The sequence below is a fragment of the Flavobacterium johnsoniae genome, from assembly GCF_001879205.1.
GTDB classification, from domain to species: domain Bacteria; phylum Bacteroidota; class Bacteroidia; order Flavobacteriales; family Flavobacteriaceae; genus Flavobacterium; species Flavobacterium johnsoniae_A.
The window spans coordinates 821,509-843,980 of sequence record NZ_MLFK01000005.1 but is presented as its reverse complement, the minus strand read 5'-3'; the positions used below and the strand labels follow the sequence as shown (position 1 = coordinate 843,980).

Below are 22,472 nucleotides of genomic sequence, written 5' to 3'. Positions count from 1 at the left end.
ACTAGTTTGCCAGTAACTCAAAATCTGATCTTAGTTTAATATCTGCTGATGAAGCTCCAATCATTACTTCAAAATCTCCTTGTTCAGCAATCCATTCTATTTTATCATTGTAGAATGAAAGCTTTTCTTTGTCGATTGTAAATTCGATTGTTTTAGATTCTCCTGCATTTAATTTTACTTTTTGGAAATCTCTTAATTCCAAAATCGGACGCACTACAGATCCGAATTTATCTTTTAAATATAACTGCACTACTTCTTCTCCAGCCACTTTTCCAACATTTGATAATTGGAATGAAACTTTAATAGTTTCGCTGCTTTTAATTTTTGTACTGGAAAGTTTCAAACCAGAATAGTCGAATTTAGTATAACTTAAACCATATCCGAAAGGAAATTTAGGCGAGTTTTTCAAATCGATATAAGCGGAAACATAATTTTTTGAATCTTCATCTTTTGCCGGTCTTCCGGTGCTGAAATGATTGTAGTAAATAGGAATTTGCCCTATTTCTCTCGGGAAAGTCATAGGTAATTTCCCTGATGGATTGTAATCTCCAAATAAAACATTTGCGATAGCATTTCCGGCCTCAGTTCCTAACCACCAAGTATAAACAATTGCAGGAACATTGTCAGCTGTCCAGTTGAAAACAAGAGGTCTTCCGGCATTAATTAAAACCACAACTGGTTTTCCTGTAGCCTGGATTGCTTTTACTAAATCTTCCTGAACACCCGGCAGATGAATGTCGCTTCTGCTTTTTGCTTCACCGCTCATATCGCGTCTTTCACCAATACTCAGGATTACAACATCAGCTTGTTGGGCAGTTGCCACAGCCTCAGCAAAACCATCTTTGCTGGTCCCTTCTATTTCACAGCCTTTTGCATAAAGCAATTTGGTGTTTTTGCCTACTTTATTCTGTAAACCATCCCATTGCGAAACGATCCATTTATTGTAATCTACTTCTGGAAGCTCAACAGACCAAAAGCCCATGTTTTCTTTGTATTCTTTTACCATCGGACCGATGAATGCAATCGTTTTGGTACTTTTGGAAATAGGTAAAACCTGATTTTCATTTTTCAATAAAACAATACTCTTTTGTGCCACCTCAAGAGCCGCTTTTCTGTGTTCCGGATTGTTCAACGCTTTTTCGGCTCTCTTTTCGTCAGAATACTTATAAGGATTATCAAATAAACCTAATTCGTATTTTTTGCGAAGAATACGTTTTACTGCATCATCAATTAAATCAACCGAAACTCTTCCTTCTTTTACTAATTGTGCTAGATTGTATCGGTAAGCATTACTTTCCATATCCATGTCGCTTCCGGCAGTAATGGCTGAATAAGCCGCTTCTTTAAGATCTTTTGAATATCCATGTGCTACCATTTCACCAATCGAACCCCAGTCAGAAACTACGAATCCCTGAAAGTTCCATTTTCCTTTTAAGATATCTCTTTGTAAATGCGCATTTCCTGTAGCCGGTATTCCGTTTACATCATTAAATGAATTCATAAATGTTGCAGCTCCGGCATCTAAAGCCGCTTTAAAAGGAGGCAGATAAGTTTCAAACAACATTCTTTCACTCATGTCAACCGAGTTATAGTCTCTTCCGCCAACTGCTGCTCCATAAGCAGCAAAGTGTTTTACGCAGGCCATAACCGAGTTCAAATCACCCAGTTTATTTCCCTGAAAGCCTTTTACTCTTGCGTATGCAATTTTAGATCCTAAATAAGTATCTTCTCCTGCTCCTTCCATAACACGGCCCCATCGCGGATCACGGCTAATATCTACCATTGGTGCAAATGTCCAGTGAATACCGCTCGCTGCCGCTTCTGTTGCTGCAACTCTCGCAGCTAATTCAATTGCCTGTAAATCCCAACTTGCCGCTTCGGCTAAAGGAAGCGGGAAAGTCGTTTTGTATCCGTGAATAACATCCTGACCAAACAACAACGGAATTTTAAGACGGGACTGCATTGCCAGTTCCTGATATTGTCTGGTATATTTTGTTCCGATGATGTTTAGCATCGAACCAATTAAGCCTGCTTTTATTTCTGCTTGTTTATTTGGATTAATCGTAATTGGCCCAGTTGCCGAATTATCGCCTGTATATTGATTAAGCTGCCCTATTTTTTCTTCAAGGGTCATCTTCTTCAATAAAGCATTTACTTTTTGATCGATTGTTTCCTGTTGCGCGGCCGCAAAAAACGTGACCATCAACAAGGCAAATGTGGTTAATTTTTTCATAGTTTAATTTTGATTACCAAACGTAAGTGGCCACTGCACCTGCGTTTAAGGTAGTTGAAATTTGTTTTTGATTGTATTTTATATTGAATGTTTCTGCTGCAGTTCCATCATTCTCTACTATTAGGACAGTTTGTCCAGATGGTGTTTTAAAAGCAACATTGTATAAATTGCCGCTAATATTGCTTCCAATTCTAACAGAACCTTCCGGAACAAATTTAGACGCATGACCAATAATGTAGTACCCTACTTCTCTTTTGATATTTTGAGCATGGTCTATCATTAAAGCGCCTTTACAAGTTGAGCATCCGCCTGGGGTAAATGGTTTGTAATATTCGTCATTTGCTAATCCCCAAGAAAGTGCATTTTTACTCCAGTTACGCATTGAACCAATTACAACATTCTTTACACTCCATTTCAAATCAGATTCGAAACTGCTTTTTGAGCCTGTGTATTGCTCTGTAAAATATAAATCTTTGTTTGGAAATGCATCATGAACAGTAGACAATGCGCTGATATCTCCTTCATATAAATGAAATGCTGAACCCGCTACAAAAGGATTCGCTTTTGCATCTTTTAAAATAGTCAAAGGATATTCCGGTTTGTTACAATTGTGGTCGTAAACTATAATTTTGGTCTTGATTTTGGCTTTCGCGAAAGCGGGACCCAAATTATTACCAATAAAATCTGCCTGTTGTTCTGCCGTCATGTACATACTTGGATTATTTCCCGGATGCAATGGTTCATTTTGTGGTGTAATCGCGTCAATAACAATTCCGTGCGATTTCATTGCTTCAATATATTTTAGAAAATACTCAGCATAAACCTGATAGTATTTAGGTTGTAAACTTCCTCCTTTTGAGCTTCCGTTATCCTTCATCCAAACCGGAGGCGACCACGGTGAACCCATAATTTTTATTTGCGGATTTATGGCTAAAATCTCTTTTAATAAAGGCACAACATCATTTAAATCCGGACCTAAATCAAATTTTTCCAGTTTTAAATCGGTTTGACCTTCTGGTAAATCATCATACGAAAAAACTTTCTCATTCAAATCTGAAGCTCCAATACTAATACGCAGGTAACTCAAACTAATTGCATCCTTTTTTCTGGAAAACAATTCCTGAAGCAGGGCTTCTTTTTTTGCTTTGTCCAGTTTTAAAATTGCCTGAGCACTTCCTCCGGTTAGCGAAAATCCAAAACCCTCTATGGTTTGAAATTTTTCAGAAGGATTTACTTCAATAGTCTGGTTTGAATTTGTTTCTGAACTAAACACTAAATCCTCTTGTTTTTTAAGTTTTGAAGATTCATCAGTAGTTGTAATCCAGGACGACGCTTTACCAGAATTGGTTACTACATTTTGTGAAGATCCGCATTTTATCTGCACTGCAATAAGAGGCAGTAAAAGCAGGATTTGAAGTTTTTTGTTGATGTTTTTCATTTTTTAATCTATTTCTATTAAAACAGGTAAATGATCCGATGGATATTTTAAATCTTTAGAATCACTTAGAACTGCATGTTTTTGAATTTTTAATCCACTGTTCTTTGAAACAAAAATATAATCAAGTAATAACGTTACCGGTTCGTTGTGTTTGAAATCGTTAAACGTTCCCGATGGCCCAAAAGGTTTTTCTTTTGAAACCTCTTTTGTATCATCCATTACTTTTTTAATTTCTGCAATTTGCTTTGTATCAGGCTCTGAATTGAAATCTCCCATTAAAAAAGCCGGATATTTCTTTGTATTCAATTCGCTTATTTTTTTCAAAACAAGCTGTACTCCTTTTACTCTCGCTTCTTCGCCCATGTGATCCAAATGAAGATTAAAAACCCAAAACGTTTTTTTAGTTTTTAAATCTTTAAAAAGTCCATAGGTACAAACTCTGTTACAGGCTGCGTCCCAACCTCTCGAAACCACATTTGGAGTTTCTGACAGCCAAAATGTATTAGACTGCTCTACCTTAAAGCGGTCCTTTTTATAATAAATCGTACACGCCTCGCCCGTTCCTCCTTCTTCTCTCCCTACTCCAAATTTGTTATAATTTGGCAGAGCTGATGCAATATCTGTTACTTGATTCGGCGTTGCTTCCTGAACCCCAAAAACATCCGGACTGTAAAATTGTATTTGAGAAGCAAAATAATCTTTTCGTTTTGGCCATGCATTTTCTCCATCAGAAGCAACATCTAAACGAATGTTGTAGGTCATGATTTTTAAATTTTGACCATAAAATGATCCGCTTACAAAAAGTAGGAATACTACTAAAATAATTTTGTTTATCTTTTTCATGTTTAAAAAATTTTAATCCGTAAAGCTAGTGTTTCTAAAGCCTTAAAGAAAAAAACTTATTTAAAAGTTATGTTAATTATGTGTATTAGAATAATCAATATTAAATATATCATCGCTGTTTACTTACAAATTATCAATTCAAAATTCTTACATAATTAATTCCGCATGAATTTTTATGCTATTTTTTAGAGTTCCCTTTTTTATTATCTGAAAAATCCAGATAATTCAAATTGAAACCTCCTTTTTCAAACACTGCTTTAATCTTGTTTTCTCCTGCATTCAATTCAACATCAGATAAAGTAATGGTTTTCCATTTTTCATTTCCTCCGGTTACGGGCAGTATTATTGTTTTGGATTTTGTTCCGTCTGCTGTTTGTAAATACAGTTTTCCTTCTAAATTCTCGCTTGAATAACGAATCGCGACATTGTATTTACCTTGTTTTTTAACCTGAGCAGTAAATTGAAGCCATTCTCCATCGTCAATAAAGGAAACCTGATAACCATTTGACCCGGCGTCTTTGCAAGGCAGAATATCGACACCATCATTGCGCATTGTGTTACCTTTATTCCAATCTTCAAATTTGTTCGTTTCTGATCTGTAATTCACAAAATCCATATCAGAATAAGCATATCCGTTTGTTCCTAAATCATAATGCGTTGCCGCAATTTTGCCAGGAATTAAGTGTTTTTTATATGCTTTTGTATCGTTGGTCTGTACTTGTCTAAACATGGCGTCGATTACATCCGGTTTAACGGTTACGTTTTCCATTTTGTAATTATCGGCCATTTTCATCAATGCTTTTTTCGAAAAATCGGCTGATGGCTTCTCTCCGCCGTCTTTCCAGTATTTCAATAAAATATCGTATTCCGGAATTTTGGTTACAGAAGTTACGCCGGCAATATTTTCGATTTTTTTCATTGGCCAAAAAGCCCATCCAATATTGTTGCTTTCTACTAAAGTCAAAACATCTTTAAACCAAACATTTGAGTTTTCGCCACTTTCACCTAACCAAATTGGCACATTATATTGATGTCTGTAATCCAGCATTTTCTGGATGGATTCCTTAGTATTATAACTCCAGTATTTATGAAAACTTAATGCCATGTTATCATCCCATAAAGGAAAAATACCATTGTAATTATTTCCCCAGCAGTTTCCTTCAATAAATATTAAGTGATTGGTATCGACTTCGCGGATTGCTTTGGTAACGGCAACCATTAAATCTCTTAAAGGGCCGTTTGAGTTTTCATCACAGCCATTTTTATTCGATCCGGTAAAGTTCCAGTTTGGTTCGTTGATAATATCGTAAGCTCCAATCCATTGGCTGTCTCTGTATCGAGAAGCCAGTTTTTTCCATAAAGCAATCATTTTTTTCTGATTGGCTTCGCTTTGCCATAATGAAGGTTTTGTGGTATCGTAGTCCGAAATTGCAACATCATTTCCTTGTCCGCCCGGAGCAGCGTGTAAATCTAAAATCAAATAAATTTTATTCGCTTCACACCATTTCAATAAATTATCGGTCATGGTGAAACCTTCTTCAGTCCAGGTTATTTCACCATTCTTTTCCTGCTCAATTGGCGGTGTATAAAGATTATAGTGCATAGGAAGACGAATTGAATTGAATCCCCATTTTGCAAGAGAATCTACATCGCGTTTTGTAATTCCGTTTGCTTTATAGGCAGCATAAAACTCTTTTGTTCCCTGCTCTCCAATTACGTCCTGAATTTTTTGTTTGATGACATACTGCGGACTCGCGAAAGGCTGGGTCTGCAGCATATATCCTTCCTGCACCATCCATCCGCCAAGACCTAAACCTCTCAAAATAATGTTCTTTCCGTTTCCATCAACGATCTTTTGTCCGTCTCTATGTAAAAATCCCTGTCCGAAAGAAGCAATCGAAATTAAAAGCTGTACTATTATCAGTATTTTTTTCATGCGAAAAGTAATTAATTTGATATTCTATTTCCATGTAAAAGTTCCAACAGCTCCAGCATCCAGTGTCGCTGCAACCCATTTTCCGTTGAATTTAATATTGAAGGTTTCAGCTGCGTTTCCGTCATTTTCGACAATCAATACTTTTGATCCTGATGGGGTTAAAAAAGCAACATTTTGCAGATTTCCGCTAATATTACTTGCAATTCTAAGAGAACCTGCCGGAACAAATTTTGAAGCATGGGCAATAATATAATAAGCTACGTTTCGCTGAAAATTATCGTTTGAAGTTATAGTTATTGCACCTTTGCATGTTGTACAACCACCTTGTGTATGAGGCTGAAAAGAAGCATTATTAGCCAAATTCCACTCTAATGCATTTTTGCTGTAATTTCTCATTGAACCAATAACAACATTTTTAAGATGCCATTTTAAGTCGCCGCCAAAGTCGCCGGTTGATGCTGTATATTGTTCTGTGAAATAGATATTTTTAGTTGGATATGCATTATACACATCAGAAAGTGCATTGATATTTCCTGCATATAAATGAAAAGCAGATCCGTCTACAAAAGGAAATGCATCAGTATCAGCCAAAATTGCTTTTGGATAATTGGGATTATCGCAGTTGTGATCATAAGCAATAATTTTGGTTGTGATATTGGCTGTCTTGAAAGCAGGACCTAAATTATTTTTTATAAAATTGGCCTGTTCTGCTGCGGACATATACATACTCGGATTATTTCCGTCATGTAAAGGCTCGTTTTGAGGTGTTACGGCATCTATTGTAATGCCTTGGGCTTTCATCTGCTGAATATATTTTACAAAATACTGCGCATAAACATCATAATATTGAGTGCTTAGTTTTCCTCCCACAAAGCTGTTTTTGTCTTTCATCCAAAGCGGCGCTGTCCAGGGTGTTGCTAAAACTAAAATTTTAGGATTAATTGCCAGAATTTCTTTTAACATGGCAATCAGATTTTTGTCTTTTTCTAAACTAAATTTAGCCAGATTCAAATCTGTTTCACCTGCTGCAAGATCATTATAGGTAAAAGTATCCGCACTTAAATCAGAAGCTCCAATACTGATTCGGATATAACTTACGCCTATCGAATTCTGGTCAGAGCCGAATAATTCCTGCAAAAGCGCCGTTCTTTTTGATGCATTTAACTGATTAATTACATCAACACTTCCACCGGTCAGGGTGTATCCAAAACCATCAATTGTCTGATATTTTTGCGAATCATTTACTTCAATATTTGCAAAAGTATTGCTCGTTGTTCCAAATGCTAAAGCTGAATTTTGTTTTGCCAATAAAACACTTTGATCTCCCTTTGTAAGCCAGAAATCAATATCGCTTTTAATTTCCGGATAAATTGGAGGCGGTCCAGGATCGGCGGCATCGTTTGAAGAAGAGCATTTGACTTGAGCAAATACTGCAATTGTAAAGAACAATGCCTTGATAGTATTTTTAAAATTACATTTCATTTTAGTAGTTTTTTAGGTCAGTAATTAGTACACAATAGTCTGCATAGCATGTGCCGGGATAGTTATAGTATTTTGCAAATCGTGGTTTATTATGTTATAAACAATCTCTTTTTCTGATTGGTTCATGACAACAGTAATAACTTTGCCATCAGAGTTTTTAAAAGAGGTGCTTATTAAGTTCTTATCGCTTACAGTCTGGATTATCCTTTTTGCATTAGGGCGAATGAATTTTGAAAAATGTCCAATGTAATAGTACATCGGGGTATAGATTAATTCGTCTTTTGTTGTATCTGCGTGAATGGGTGCGAAACAAAAATTACCTACATGGTTTGGTCCTCCGTTTTGATCCAGAAGAATGTTCCAGTCTGTCCAGCCCACAGTTCCGTTATTGAAATCGTTAATCATGTTAAGTCCATATCTTTCTGCATTTCCCCAGAACTGATATTTAGAAGCATCAAATTTTTCAATGCAGCCTTCTGTAAAAAGTAAATTTTTGTTTGGAAAATCTCTGTGTACTTCTCCAACTGATTCAAATTTTGGAGTTCCTCCGTTCCAGGTTTCGTACCAGTGAAATCCAATTCCCCATGCATATTTAGAAACTTCAGGGTCTGAAAAAACAAGATTGGCTCTTTTATTCAGCATATCGCCGCGGTTATGATCCCAGATGATAACGTTTTTAGTTCCAAGTCCTTCTTTTTCTAAAGTTGGTCCTAAAAAGTTTTTCAGAAAATCTCTTTCCGCCTCCGGAGTATAGATACACGATTCCCAACGTTGTTTTGCCATTGGCTCGTTTTGAATCGTTAATCCCCAAACCGGAATTCCCTCTTTTTCATATGCTCTGATAAACTTAACATAATAATTTGCCCATGACTGCGCAAACTCAGGCAACAAAACGCCGCCGTGCAAAATATCATTATTGTCTTTCATAAAAGCTGGGGGACTCCATGGACTGACAAATAAAGTTAGTTTTCCGCCGGCTGTTTCAATTGCACTTTTTATTAATGGAATTCGGTATTTTTTATCGTGATCGATACTAAAGGTTTTTAAATCTTTATCGCCTTCAGTAACATAAGTATAACTTTCACTGCTAAAATCACAGCTATGAATATTGGTTCTGGCCAAAGAATAGCCAATCCCTTTATTTTTATCGTAATAAGCTGTTAGAAATTCTTTTTGCTTTTTTGGAGATAGTCTGGCGAAAACTTCGGCACTTGCATCTGTAATGGCGCCGCCGATTCCCAGAAAAGTCTGATCTGTTTTTTCAGTATCTAAAGTAATAGAAACTGTTGATTTTGTTTGTTGTGAAGATGGTTCTGAAATAAAATTATCTGAAGATGATAATCTTAAATCAGTATTTTCGGCTGTAGTAAAAACCGTGATTTTTTTATTTGATCTGGATGCAGAAACAATGCTTCCATTTGCAGTTTTTGATGGCAGACAACTAACCTGCAAGATTAATATTGATACTAATAAGATTCTATGGATGGTTTTCATTGTTACGTCAAAAAACTTTATTTTAAATTAAAAAATGAGGGTTGATATAGATGATTGATAATCAACCCTCGATTAACTCAAAAAATATTAATAAACAAGTGTTTGAATAGCATGTGCAGGAATTTTGACAATTGTTTTTTCTGCGGCTATAATCAAATTGTAAGTCATCTCTTTATCTGTTTTATTCATTACGATAGTTGCCATTGTACCATCTGTATTTAAAAACGAAGTACTTAAAAGTCCGCTTCTACTTACTGCAGAACTAACTCTTACTGCATTTAGACGAATGAATTTTGAAAAATGTCCAATGTAATAATACGATGGTGTGTAGATTAACTGACCTGTTGCAGTATCAGCATGAATTGGTGCGAAACAAAAATTACCAACATGGTTAGGACCTCCGTTTTGATCTAAAAGAATATTCCAGTCTGTCCAGCCGGCAGTTCCGTTATTGAAATCGTTAATCATCGAAATTCCGTATCTCTCACCGTTGCCCCAAAACTGATATTTTGCAGCATCAAATTTCTCCACACAACCTTCTGTAAACAAAAGTTTTTTATCTGGATATGCTTCGTTTACTTTGGCAACGTTATCAAACATTGAATCACCGCCAGACCAGTTTTCGTACCAATGAAATCCCATTCCCCAAACATATTTTGAAGCTTCAGGGTCAGAGTAAATTACATTTGCTCTGTAATTCATTAAATCACGATTGTGATCCCAGGCAATAATTTTTACATCTCCCAGTTTTTCTTTTTTTAATGTTGGGCCCAGGAAGTTTTTAATAAAATCTCTTTCGGCTTCGGCAGTATAAATACAAGATTCCCAAGTTTGAACAGCCATTGGCTCATTTTGAGTTGATGTTCCCCAAATTGGAATACCTTCTTTTTGATATTCTTTTATAAACTTGACATAAAAATTTGCCCATGTCTGATAATATTCCGGCAATAATGTTCCGCCTTTTAGTACATTCCCGTTGCTTTTCATAAAAGCATTTGGAGACCAGGGCGCAACATAAGTTAATAATTTTCCTCCCGCTGTCTGGATGGCCTGCTTAATTAATGGAATACGAAATTGTCTGTCGTGATCAATAGAAAAAGTCTTTAAATCTTTATCTCCTTCCTGGATATAAGAATAGCTTCCACTGCTAAAATCAGAACTTTGAATCGTGGTTCTTAGCAAAGAATAGCCAATCCCTTTTTGTTTATCGTAATAGGCATTCAAGAATTCGCTTTGTTTTTCTTTTGAAAGTTTGGCAAAAATTTCGGCACTCGCATCGGTTATGGCACCGCCAATTCCCATAAAAGTCTGGAATTTTTTAGATGGCTCAACAAAAACAGAAATCTCAGTTTCAAGTGGCTGTTTTGAGGCTGAAAAGGATAAATTATCAGTTGCTGTTAATCGTAGATTAGAGTTTTCAGCTGTGGTATAAACCGTAATTTTCTTTCCTGCAGTAGTAAATTCCTTTTTTGCTTTTGTTTGTTGTGCTGCTGCCGTTATAGAAAACAAAAGGCACAGAAACTTTAAAGTATTTTTTTTCATTCTTTCCTTAATATTTAGTTTTAAATCGAAGTTTTTTCAGGAACTCCTTCCCTGACGGCCTAAGGATTTAAAAATAGCCCATACTCATACTGATTATGGGCTACTTACAACCAAACTTAAACTTAACTTAAACTTTATTTTTTCTCAGTTTTGCTTTCTTTTTACAAAACGTACAAAGAAATTTCTCTGAGATTTTTAGCACAGATTCAAGGCTCAATCCTATTTATGATGAAGCGAAACAACTGTATTAAAAAAACTATCTTTTCTTAGTGTAGTGCCTAATGCTGCTATCTGCATTAGGCATACACTATATTAATCTTTGGTATTTATTATTGGTAATTTGGATTTTGTTTCAATTTAGTACCATTAAGCTCTGTGTAAGGAATTGGGAAAATTTCATCTGTACCAGCATCAAATCCTCTATCAGATAATGCAGTTGCAGCATCTCCCCATCTAACTAAGTCAAAGAATCTATGTCCTTCACCAGCTAATTCCATTCTTCTTTCGTGTTTAATAGCTGCTAATGTTACAGGAACAGAAGGCAATCCAACTCTTGCTCTTACAGCATCAAGTAAAGCTTGTGCTCTTGGTCCTGATCCTAAAGCTTCTGCTTCCATTAGGTAAGTATCAGCAAGTCTGATAACATAAGAATTTTGTTTGTAATTCAACTCTTGATTACCACCGCCAGTACGAACGTCTGATTGTCTTGGAAGGTATTTATTCAGGAAGTAACCTGTATCCTGATAAGCTGGAATATAGTTTGCTTTCCCTGCTGCTTTTAAAGCTTTTAAATCATAAATAGTAGCTTCAAATCTTGGGTCATTCTTCATTGCATCATATAAACCTTGTGTCACCGGATTAAAAGCCCATCCTGAAGGAAGGTCAGCAGCATCAGAACCAGTTGGTCTGGAATATCCTCTAGGCCCAACCATTTGGTTTAGAGAGTTTCCTTCATCTTTACCTTGTCCCCAGAAACTCCAATCTGTGTTACCAGCACTACTGTGAGATACTTCTATAATAGATTCTGCATTAAATTTATTTGAAGTTACCCATAGGTCACTGAATTTAGGCAGTAATTTATTTCCATATTGATTAGCCACATTTACACCCGGCGTACCATTTACTTCCGCTAAAATTGCTGCTGCCTGAGGATTTTTTCCTTCATACAAGTACACTTTTCCAAGTAATGCCTGAGCAGCTCCTTTGTTAAATCTACCTGCTTCAGTACTTGTAACAACAGTATTTGGTAAAACAGGAATTGCCTCTAATAAATCTTTTTCTATTAATGCATAAATTACCTCTGGTTTAACCTGCTCCGGATTATAAATAGTCTGTGTAGTAAACGGTTCTAAAACCAAAGCAATGTTTTTGAACATTCTTACTAAATTAAAGTAGTAAAATGCACGAAGTGTTTTAGCTTCTGCAGCAAATCTTGCTCTTACAGCATCATCCATAGAAGCTGCCGGAAGTTTATTCAATAAAAGATTTGCTCTCGAAATACCTTGATAATGATCGTTCCAGAAACTTCCTGGAATACTAATTGAAGTAAGCGAGTGTGTTGAGAAATTTTGAATTCCGTTTCCATCTGTAGAACTACCGCCTCCAGCATAAAAATCATCTGAACCTGCATTTAGCATTGCTACTAAATTTTCAAAACCACCAGTGTTTTTTCTTAATGGATCATAAGTTCCAATTAGAGCAGCGTAGCATTGTTGTTCGTTAGAAAAGTAAGTGCTTGTATCAAATTTCCCCTTTGGATTAATGGTCACGAAATCTTCAGAACAAGATCCCAGAGCAGCCATTGCTACAGCAATATATATGTATTTATAATTTTTAGTTTTCATAATTCTTTAATTTTTTTAAAATTGAACGTTAGCTCCAAACAGGATAGATCTTGCTTGCGGATAAACTCCTTTATCTACACCAAAAACCTGACCTCCAATTTCCGGATCATATCCAGTGTATTTTGTAAAAGTCACTAAGTTTTCTCCAGTTAAGTAAAAACGAATTTTATCTGAACCAACTTTTGATGATAAGCTAGATGGAAGTGTGTATCCAACCTGAACAATTTTTAAACGAACGTAATTTCCATTTTCAAGATAAAAATCAGACATATTAGTGAAATTCTTATTTGGGTCATTAGCAGTCATTCTTGGATAGTCATTTGAAGTTCCTTCTCCATTCCAACGATCTAGTGCTTTTGTTTGGTAGTTAGCATTTAATACATCAAGTCTTCTTAAACCCTGGAAAATTTTACTTCCTGCTGATCCTTGGGCAAATGCCATGAAATCGAAATTTTTGTAATCTAAATTTAAAGTAAGACCAAAAGTATATTTAGGGATGTTAGTTCCTAAAAATTGTTTGTCATCATCTGTGATAGAACCATCACCGTTTGAATCAACCCAACGGAAATCTCCAGGTTTAGCATTTGGCTGAATTAAACCTCCGGAAGCATTTTTGTATGCCGCAACTTCTGCTGCATTTTGAAAAATACCTGCAGTTTTAAATCCGTAAAATTCATTAAATGAGTGACCAACCTGCGTTCTTGTTACAGGTCCCATAGATTGAAAAGTGGCATCTCCAACAATAAAGTTCGTAGATGATCCTACATAAGTAATTTCATTTTTCAAGTAAGCAAAGTTTGCATTTACACCTAAATTAAAATCCCCAAGTCTTTTCTTGTATCCTAATTCTACCTCAAAACCACTATTATCCATATCTGCAATATTAGCAGAAGGAGGATCAACAGCTCCTACATATCCAGGAATAACAACATCTCTTAAAATTCCTTTTGTTCTCTTTTTGTAGTAGTCAAGAGCAAGGTTAAAGTCATTAAAAAGTTTTGCATCAAGACCAAAAGTTGTTTGAGATGTTTCTTCCCATCCTAAATCAGCATTTGGCAAAGTAGAGTTTCCGTAACCAGTAGTAATTGTTCCTGAATTTCCAACAGAATAATTATATCCTCCAACAACTAAACCTCTGTATTTAAAATCGGCGATATTATCATTACCTACAACTCCGTAACCTCCACGTAGTTTTAAAGTATTAACTACATTGTTCTCTTTCCAGAATCCTTCTTTTGAAATTACCCATCCTAAAGAGAATGATGGGAAAACTCCCCATTTTTTATTTTCACCAAAACGAGTTGATCCATCACGACGAACGATTCCTGTAAAAAGATATTTTTCCATGTAATCGTAGTTGGCACGTAAAAACAACGAAGCTAATTTGTGTTGATCAAAATCACTTGCTCTGTTTACTCTGTCTGTTTGAGGAATATCAAAGTTAAAAGAAGCATCTCTGTAATTTGTAATTGGTAAACCATACATAGTTACTCCAATAGTCCCTCCAATGTTTTCAACATAAGCTCCTTGTCCAGCTAAAATATTTACATTATGATCTCCAAATTTATTAGAGTAAGTCAAAATGTTTTCAAGTGTCCAGGAAAGAGATTTATTATTGTCCTGGCTGTAATTGTTTCTATCCTCTTTCATGTTTGGATTTAAGAAGAAAACAGGTGTAAATCCTTGTTTTCCCCAATAAGCCAATTTACCACCAAGTGTAGTTCTAAATTTTAAGTGGCTAGTTATGTTAGCCTCCAAATAAGCGTTTCCAACAAAATCATCAGACCAGTCAAAACCACCTAATCTTGTTTGGATATAACCTAGAGGGTTAGTCATCTCTTGTTGTACATAAGACGAAATTCCGTAAGGATTTCCGTTAGCATCTCTAACCACATTTGGGTTAGTGTAGAAACCTGTATTAGTTACATTAGGATCCGTTTCAACCAAAGGAGTAAGCGGATCTAAGTTAATTGCAGAACTTAAAGGACCACCAAACTCACTATTTACGTTTCCAATACCTTTAGTTTTTTGGTGAGTGTAACCAAAAGTTTGTCCAAAAGTAAAGTAATCAGAAATTTTGTGCGTAGAGTTTAAACGGAAATTTTTCTTTGAATAGTTAGAAATATCTGTTGCTACAATACCCTCTTGATCTTGTATTCCAAAAGAAGCATAAAACGTAGATTTTTCTCCACCACCGCTAATACTTAATTCGTGTGTATATCTAAAAGCTGAATCATTAAATATTGCATCCTGCCAGTTAGTACCAGCACCCATTTTAGCAATGTCAGCAGGAAGGAATTTAACTGCCCCACCATCATTAACAGATCTTTCATTCATTAACGTAGCATACTGTTGAGAATTTAACATGTCTAATCTTTTCGCAGGAGCTGATGTTCCTAAGAAACCGTTATAATTCACAGAAATTTTTCCTGATTTTCCTTTTTTAGTTGTAACCAGAATAACCCCAGTTGCAGCACGAGTACCATAAATCGCAGCAGAAGCAGCATCTTTAAGAACCTCGATAGATTCGATATCACCTTGATTTATAAAACCAATTGCATTCGCATCTACAGCCACACCATCAACAACCCATAAAGGATCATTACCGCCTTCTCTAAAAGTAGTTATACCTCTAATACGAACCTTTGATGCCGCACCAGGCTGTCCAGAAGTCGCAGCCACAGATACACCTGCTGCACGTCCTTGTAAAGACTGTTCAACACGTCCGTTTGGTACTTTTTCAAGATCTGCTGCTTTTACGCTAGAGATAGCTCCTGTAACAACTGCTTTCTTTTGAGTTCCGTATCCAACTACTACAACCTCATTTAAGGTTTGTGATTCTGGCTTTAATTGAATTGAAATTTTTGTTCTTCCGTTTACAGCTTCATTAACTGTAGTATATCCTATAAAAGTAACTGTCAAAACTCCGTTTGAAGGTACTTGTATTTGGAATTTCCCATCAAAATCTGATGCGGTCGACTTTGTTGTACCTTTTAATACAACTGTTGCGCCCGGAACCGGCATTCCACTTTCATCGTTTATTATTCCATTTACTGTGGTATCCTGAGCCACAGCTATAACCGAGAATAACAAAGACGAAACACAAAAAATAAGTAATTTTGTTAATTTCATTTTTCTAAAAATTTTGGTTAATTAATTAGTAATTTGATGCAATAATAAAGTTAATTTTTTACTATCGACAACTAATTTTCACTACAAAAACACATCAAAGTAAAATTTTATACATTACAAAAACACATCATATTTTTTTTAAAACATTAATTTACAACAAATTAAATTTAAAATATAGGATGTTAGCAAAATGTTAATTGTAAAAATAAACACTACACTAATCTAAGTTTGCTTATTTTTATAAAAAAAACAGGTCGCTACATCGTGATAGTACTGAACAAACAGACCTTAAAACACTAAAAACAAACACTTTAACAATTAAAATCTATTGAAAATTAAAAAAACTATGAAATTGATAAAATCATATTTTTATACGACTTTTTTTATATTATTCACAATTAGCTTTTTTGCACAAGTAAAAAACATAGGACTTCCGGATGTAAGAAATTACAAGCGAAATGAATATAAGGGAGGAACTCAAAACTGGAATATCGGACAGGATAAAAATGGAAATCTATACTTTGCTAATAATAACGGTCTTTTACAATTTGATGGTTCTTCCTGGAAAAAATATCCACTGCCAAATTTAACCTCAGTACGATGTTTAAAAATTGGCGATTCCGGAAAAATCTTCGTTGGAGGTTATAATGAATTTGGATATTTCCAGCCAGACAATAAAGGAAAACTCAAATACACGTCTCTTGCTAAAAAAGTAGATAAAAACAAAATCAAAATAATTGACTTTATCTGGAAAATTCACGCAGTAGACAACCAGATCATTTTTCAATCATTTGCGAGAGCTTATATTTTCAAAAACAATACGTTAACTATTTTAAAAGCCCCAAAGCGTTTTCAATTCTCTTTTGTTGTAAATAACAGGCTTTACTTTCAGGACATTGAGCAGGGAATTTTAGAATACAAAAATGGCAAACTGTATGCTTTACCCAACACCAAAAGCCTCAACAGCACCGAGGTTTGGGCAATGTATTCTATAGGAAAAGGCAAGACCTTAATTGTAACCCTCGAAAAAGGATTATTTATATATGAAAACAATACAGTAACTCCCTGGAATACTGAAGCTAATAATTTTGTAAAGAAGAACAACTCATTGGGAGCTTCTGTAATCAACAATAAATTTATTGTTTTAAATTCTGTGTTAGACGGAATTATTATTTGTGATTTTAACGGGAAAATCATTCAGCACATCAACAGAAAGAAAGGTTTACAGAATAATACTGTTCTAACTTCATTTATTGATAATAAAAACAACTTATGGCTGGGATTAGACAATGGTATCGCTTACGTGAATCAAAGTTCACCATTTACTTATTTTGGCTTTAGCTACGATATTAGTACCGTCTATGCTTCTGTTATTCATCAGGGAAATTTGTACGTAGCAACTAACCAGGGTGTTTTTTACCATGCATGGAATAATAATTTTAAAGAAGATGTTTTTAAACTAGTAGAAGGAACGACAGCGCAGTCATGGAATGTACAAATAATAGACAACGAGTTAATCTGCGCCAATAACAGAGGGGCATTAGTTATAAACGGAGGAAGAGTTACTCGTATAATTGATTCAAAGGGATATTTTGGGTTTAAGAAAATACCTAATCATCCTGGGTTCTTTATAGGTTCAAATTATGATGGTTTTGCTGTTTTTCAAAAAACAGGTGCCGGACTAACTTTTAAAAACCAACTTTTGGGCTTCGATAAGTCATCAAACAGCTTTGAACTTGATCAGTCATATTTGTGGCTTAAAAAAGATGAATCTATTTACCGTATGACTTTGAGCGATGATTTATCTCGATTCTCAAGCATCAAAAAAATAGATCGTTTAACATCCAAATACAGGAACATAGGAAGCCTTCAGCAAATTGACGGAAAAGTTTATTTTCAAACTAATAATCATTTTTTCAGATATTCTACAGAACAAGAGCTGTTTTACGAAGACAAACATTTAAGCGATTTGTTCAAAAATATTCCTGTCATAAACGCATTATCCGAAGATAGCCAGTCAAATTTATGGTATGCTTTTGATGAATCTATCGGAGTACTTATGAAAGAGAAGAATAAGTACAAAAATATTGTGGCGCCATTTTCTAATTTAACAGGAAATCTGGTAAGCAATTATTTATCTGTAAATACCATCGACTCTAAAAATATTTTTATTGGATTAACTGATGGTTTGGCGCATTATGACCCGGAACTTCTTAATAATTTCACCACTAAGCCAAAAGCTTTTATCCGAAGCTTTTCATTTCCCGGCGACACGATTGTATTAGGAAATAACCAAAATAAAACTGAAAATATACGAGTTCCTTATTCATCAAATCATGTTCGGTTTACCTTTTCATCTCCAACTTATGAAAACCTCGAAAATGTCCAGTTTTCCTATCAATTAGAGCCATTTGATGAGAAATGGAGCAACTGGTCTACCATCTCAATAAAAGAGTACACAAACTTACGCGAGGGTGATTATACAATGAAAGTAAAAGTGAGAAACAGCTATGGTATACAATCAGAACCATCCATAATTTCTTTTACCATTTCGCCTCCATGGTACAGACATTTTCTGGCTTTTATGCTGTATTTTATATTACTTATTATCACCATTTATTTTATTTCGAATAGAATCAAAATGAAAATCAGAAAAAACAAGTACTACGAAACTATCGAACAAAGACGTTTATATCTTGAAAAAGAATCTAAAATCAGGCAAGAGCAGTATGATCTTGAAAAAGAAATTGAGAAACTAAAAAATGACAAATTGCAGATTAAAATCCTGGCAAAAGATAAAGAACTGGTTAATAATTCCCTTCAGGTTGTAAAGAAAAATAAAATCCTGAATGGAATCATTCATAAATTAAAAGAAATAGACATTGATGCATTAGACGACTCAACCAAATTTCAAGTCAGCAAACTTAATAAAAGCATTGTAAAAGAAGTTAACACTGATAAAAGCTGGAAAGATCTCGAAAAACACATCAAGAATGTGCATTTTGAATTTTTAAAGCGTTTAAAGGAAAAATACCCAACGATTTCACCACGCGAACTCGATTTGTCGACTTATCTCTTAATGAATATGTCCACAAAAGAAATCGCAGAAATCATGAATATTTCTGGCGGAGGCGTTGAGCTTGCCCGCTACAGGCTTAGAAAAAAGCTGGGATTAAATAAAAAAGAAAACCTGATTGGTTTTTTAATGAGCATTTAAAAAAAGATCCGACAAATGTCGGATCTTTTTTTATGAGATATATTCTAAAGTACGTTCCAGCGCCATTCCCCTGGATCCTTTTATTAAAATAGTATTGTCTTTAAAATGAATGGTTTTTAGGTAATCGGCAAACGCATCAAAAGTTTCAAAAAAATGAATATTTACATCTGAAACTTTATTCTCGTAAAAATATTTACCAATTAAATAACAAACCGATCTATCTTGATTTAATAGCGAATCTATAATTAATTTATGTTCCTTTTCGCTTTCATTTCCTAATTCAAACATATCACCTAAAATCATGATTTTGTTTTGATTTTCTAATTGTAAAAAATTAGTGATCGCCACAGCCATACTACTTGGATTTGCATTGTAAGCATCCAGAATGATCTGATTAGAACCTTTTTTCAATAATTGAGATCGATTGTTTTCAGGAATATAGTTTTCTATCGCCTGTTTTATTCCAGAATCTTCAACTTCAAAGTATTTTCCAATAGCCGCTGCAGCATTAATATTATTAGCATTATAAAGTCCTATCAAATGAGATTCTACTTTAAAATCATTGTATTCTACTATCACAAATGGGTTTGCCTGAATATCTTTAATTTTTAAATCTGCAGACTCTTTATTTATTCCAAAAGCAAACGATTTAATGTCTTTGGATTTTTCGATTTGTATAGGATCTTCCAGATTTACAAAAACCAATTTATCATTTGCTGCAAGATATTTATACATTTCACTTTTCCCTTCAATGACACCTTCTACTCCGCCAAAGCCTTCTAAATGTGCTTTTCCAAAATTAGTTATGTATCCATAATCCGGCTGGGCAATTTCGCATAAAAATTCAATTTCTTTTTTATGGTTTGCCCCCATTTCTACAATTCCTATTTCTGTTTCTTTTGTAAAAGACAAAAGAGTCAACGGAACCCCAATATGATTATTTAGGTTTCCAACCGTTGCTTTGGTTTTGAACTTTTTCGATAAAACTACATTTATAAGTTCTTTTGTAGTGGTTTTGCCATTGCTTCCCGTAAGAGCAACTATAGGTAATTGCAAATATTTACGATGAAATTTTGCCAGTTCCTGAAGTGTCTGCAAACTATTATCGACCAAAATAGTCCTTTCGTCAATAAAGTAAGATTCATTGTCAATAACAACAAATAATGCACCCAGATCAAGTGCTTGTTTTGCAAAAGTATTTGCATCAAAATTTTCGCCTTTTATAGCAAAAAACATAGAATCTTTTTCAATTTTTCTAGTATCAATTGAAACAGATTTGCATTGTAAAAACAATTTATGAATTTCCTGAATATTCATTTATTTTTCTTTTTTTAAGACTATAAAAATAGGAAAAAAGCAATAAAAAAATTCCAAATTCCGAACTGAATATTCAGTCATTGGAATTTGGAATTTTATTTAAGAATTTTCTAAACCTTAGTTTCTTGGTGATTTTCTTCTTTCGGTTTTAGCACCTACTCTAGACATTGCACATCTGAAACCAATATAATCAGTTGCCATATCTTGAGGGAAATATCTTCTTTGAGCTGGATCTAACCAATATGCTCTGTCTCTCCAAGAACCTCCTTTATAAACTCTTACTTTATCATCAATTAAAGTAGTACGTTTACTTGAGTTATCGTATTTTCTGATCATCTTACCTAAACTGTCTGTTGTTACATTATGTTTAGGAGAGTTGTACATTGCCTGATCTGCTTTAGATCCTGACTCAGAATCTCCAAAGTCAAAATATCTAGAAGATTGTTTATCACCATCTCTGTAGTTGATATTGTCACTTGTACTGAAGTTTTGTCTTAAGTAAGTCTCTTGCTCATCAACTGGAACCTGAGCAATTTCTCCCGGAAGATTTCTTGCTACAACTTTACCATTGCTTAAAGTATCGTATTTAATATTTGCAGTTGAAACGATTTCAATTTTACCGTCTTTACCAATTTTGTTTTTAGCATATTGATTTCCTCTGTAGTAGTTAAAATCATTTGCTTCATTATCAATAATAGGTCTGTAAACATCGGCAACCCATTCTGCAACGTTTCCTGCCATATCATATAAACCAAAATCATTTGCAGCATAGCTTTTTACAGCATTTGTGATATCTGCACCGTCATCTGACCATCCGGCAATTCCACCGTAATCACCATTTCCTTGTTTAAAGTTAGCCAATTGATCACCTTTGTTTTTACGCTTAGATGAACGAGTATAATCTCCAGACCAAGGATATTTCTTTTGTCCTTTGTAAATGTTGTATTCTCTTTGTCCAACATCTGCAGCAGCTGCATATTCCCATTCTGCTTCAGTAGGAAGTCTGTATTCTGGCAAGATTACTCCAGAAGAGCGTTGTGCGTACACGTTTTTCTCTTCAGGCACTACACCATCTTTTCCAGCTCTTGGTTTTCTTCCTGTTGGGTTTTTCTTCAATACTAATTCTTCATTTCCACCATAAGTAGTAGATGGAGAAGCTAAATAAGCTTCAGTATTAAATAAGCTTTCTGCACTTACATCTGCAGTTTTCGCTCCTTTTTTAAGATATCCGGCTTTTTCTAAAACAGCTTCGTTTACACGGTCTGTTCTCCATTTACTAAATTCAACTGCCTGAATCCAGTTAACACCTACTACAGGGTAGTTAGCATAAGAAGGATGTCTTAAGTAATTATTAGTCATCGTTTCGTTATATCCTAAACGATTTCTCCATACTAAAGTATCAGGAGATGCTCCTTCGTAAATATTTTTGTAATTTTCTTCTGTTGGAGGGAAAACTTTCTTCAGCCACTCCAGGTACTCTAAGTACATACCGTTAGTAACTTCAGTTTCATCCATGTAAAATGACTGAACGTGTTGTTGAGTTGGTGTGTTATTCCAATCATGCATAACATCATCCTGTACTTTACCCATAGTAAACGTACCTCCTTCAACAAAAACTAAACCAGGTCCAGCCTGTTGTTTTTTCCCTGCATTTCTAGCAGCTGTTCCATTCTGACTATCTACATCCCAGCCAGTTGCTCTAGAAGCGTGAGAGGAACTAGATTTTTTGCTACAACTAGCCGTGCCCAACATCAATACTATTGACATCATTAATTGCAAGACTACAATTTTGTTTACTTTCATACTCATTCTTAGGTGATAAATTTAGGTGCTGCAATATAATAATTAACATTTAATTAGCAACATCTGTTCTAATAATTTTATTTAGCTGTTTTTTACCAGAAAATAACCTATAGTTACGAACGCAAAAATATACTTTTTATTATTTACTGTAACATGAAATACTATATTTTTACTTACTAATTTTTTTTTGA

The 22,472-nt window shown here is 34.7% G+C and carries 12 protein-coding genes; 1 reads left to right on the top strand and 11 read right to left on the bottom strand.

Annotated elements, in window-relative coordinates:
- Position 1 precedes the first annotated feature (1 nt).
- The 9 genes from BKM63_RS08835 to BKM63_RS08795 all read right to left on the bottom strand — a co-directional run bounded on the left by BKM63_RS08835 (position 2) and on the right by BKM63_RS08795 (position 15,944).
- A complete protein-coding gene (locus tag BKM63_RS08835; RefSeq protein ID WP_071636229.1) occupies positions 2-2,233 on the bottom strand; it encodes a glycoside hydrolase family 3 N-terminal domain-containing protein in 2,232 nt (743 codons plus the stop codon).
- Positions 2,234-2,246: 13 nt separating this feature from the next.
- A complete protein-coding gene (locus tag BKM63_RS08830) occupies positions 2,247-3,671 on the bottom strand; it encodes a glycoside hydrolase family 30 protein (RefSeq protein WP_071636228.1) in 1,425 nt (474 codons plus the stop codon).
- Between the two features lie 3 nt (positions 3,672-3,674).
- Positions 3,675-4,514 (bottom strand): endonuclease/exonuclease/phosphatase family protein, encoded by an 840-nt coding sequence (locus BKM63_RS08825; RefSeq protein ID WP_071636227.1) that lies wholly within the window; start codon positions 4,512-4,514, stop codon positions 3,675-3,677.
- Between the two features lie 178 nt (positions 4,515-4,692).
- Positions 4,693-6,450 (bottom strand): cellulase family glycosylhydrolase, encoded by a 1,758-nt coding sequence (locus BKM63_RS08820; protein ID WP_071636226.1) that lies wholly within the window; start codon positions 6,448-6,450, stop codon positions 4,693-4,695.
- 24 nt (positions 6,451-6,474) lie between these two features.
- Positions 6,475-7,932 carry a glycoside hydrolase family 30 protein gene (locus BKM63_RS08815; protein ID WP_071636225.1) on the bottom strand — a complete coding sequence of 486 codons (1,458 nt, stop codon included), beginning with the start codon at positions 7,930-7,932 and terminating at the stop codon, positions 6,475-6,477.
- 24 nt (positions 7,933-7,956) lie between these two features.
- The gene (locus BKM63_RS08810) at positions 7,957-9,426 is read right to left on the bottom strand and encodes a glycoside hydrolase family 30 protein (RefSeq protein ID WP_071636224.1); all 1,470 of its coding nucleotides are present in this window, start codon (positions 9,424-9,426) and stop codon (positions 7,957-7,959) included.
- 87 nt (positions 9,427-9,513) lie between these two features.
- Positions 9,514-10,968, bottom strand: coding sequence for a glycoside hydrolase family 30 protein (locus BKM63_RS08805; protein ID WP_071636223.1), 1,455 nt, complete (start codon positions 10,966-10,968; stop codon positions 9,514-9,516).
- A 329-nt stretch (positions 10,969-11,297) separates the two neighbouring features.
- On the bottom strand, positions 11,298-12,812 hold the full coding sequence (locus BKM63_RS08800; protein WP_071636222.1) for a RagB/SusD family nutrient uptake outer membrane protein: 1,515 nt from the start codon (positions 12,810-12,812) through the stop codon (positions 11,298-11,300).
- Positions 12,813-12,827: 15 nt separating this feature from the next.
- Positions 12,828-15,944, bottom strand: coding sequence for a SusC/RagA family TonB-linked outer membrane protein (locus BKM63_RS08795; RefSeq protein ID WP_071636221.1), 3,117 nt, complete (start codon positions 15,942-15,944; stop codon positions 12,828-12,830).
- A 346-nt stretch (positions 15,945-16,290) separates the two neighbouring features.
- Here BKM63_RS08795 and BKM63_RS08790 point away from each other — a divergent pair, with 346 nt between their 5' ends.
- Complete coding sequence (locus tag BKM63_RS08790) at positions 16,291-19,161, top strand: triple tyrosine motif-containing protein (protein ID WP_071636220.1); 2,871 nt, start codon at positions 16,291-16,293, stop codon at positions 19,159-19,161.
- A gap of 30 nt (positions 19,162-19,191) precedes the next feature.
- On the opposite strand, the gene BKM63_RS08785 is transcribed toward BKM63_RS08790, so the two are convergent.
- Together BKM63_RS08785 and gldJ are read right to left on the bottom strand one after the other, a co-directional pair.
- Complete coding sequence (locus BKM63_RS08785; protein ID WP_071636219.1) at positions 19,192-20,478, bottom strand: UDP-N-acetylmuramoyl-tripeptide--D-alanyl-D-alanine ligase; 1,287 nt, start codon at positions 20,476-20,478, stop codon at positions 19,192-19,194.
- A 117-nt stretch (positions 20,479-20,595) separates the two neighbouring features.
- Positions 20,596-22,281: a gliding motility lipoprotein GldJ gene (gene gldJ, locus BKM63_RS08780; RefSeq protein WP_071636218.1), complete on the bottom strand. Its 1,686-nt coding sequence runs from the start codon at positions 22,279-22,281 to the stop codon at positions 20,596-20,598.
- Positions 22,282-22,472: the final 191 nt, after the last annotated feature.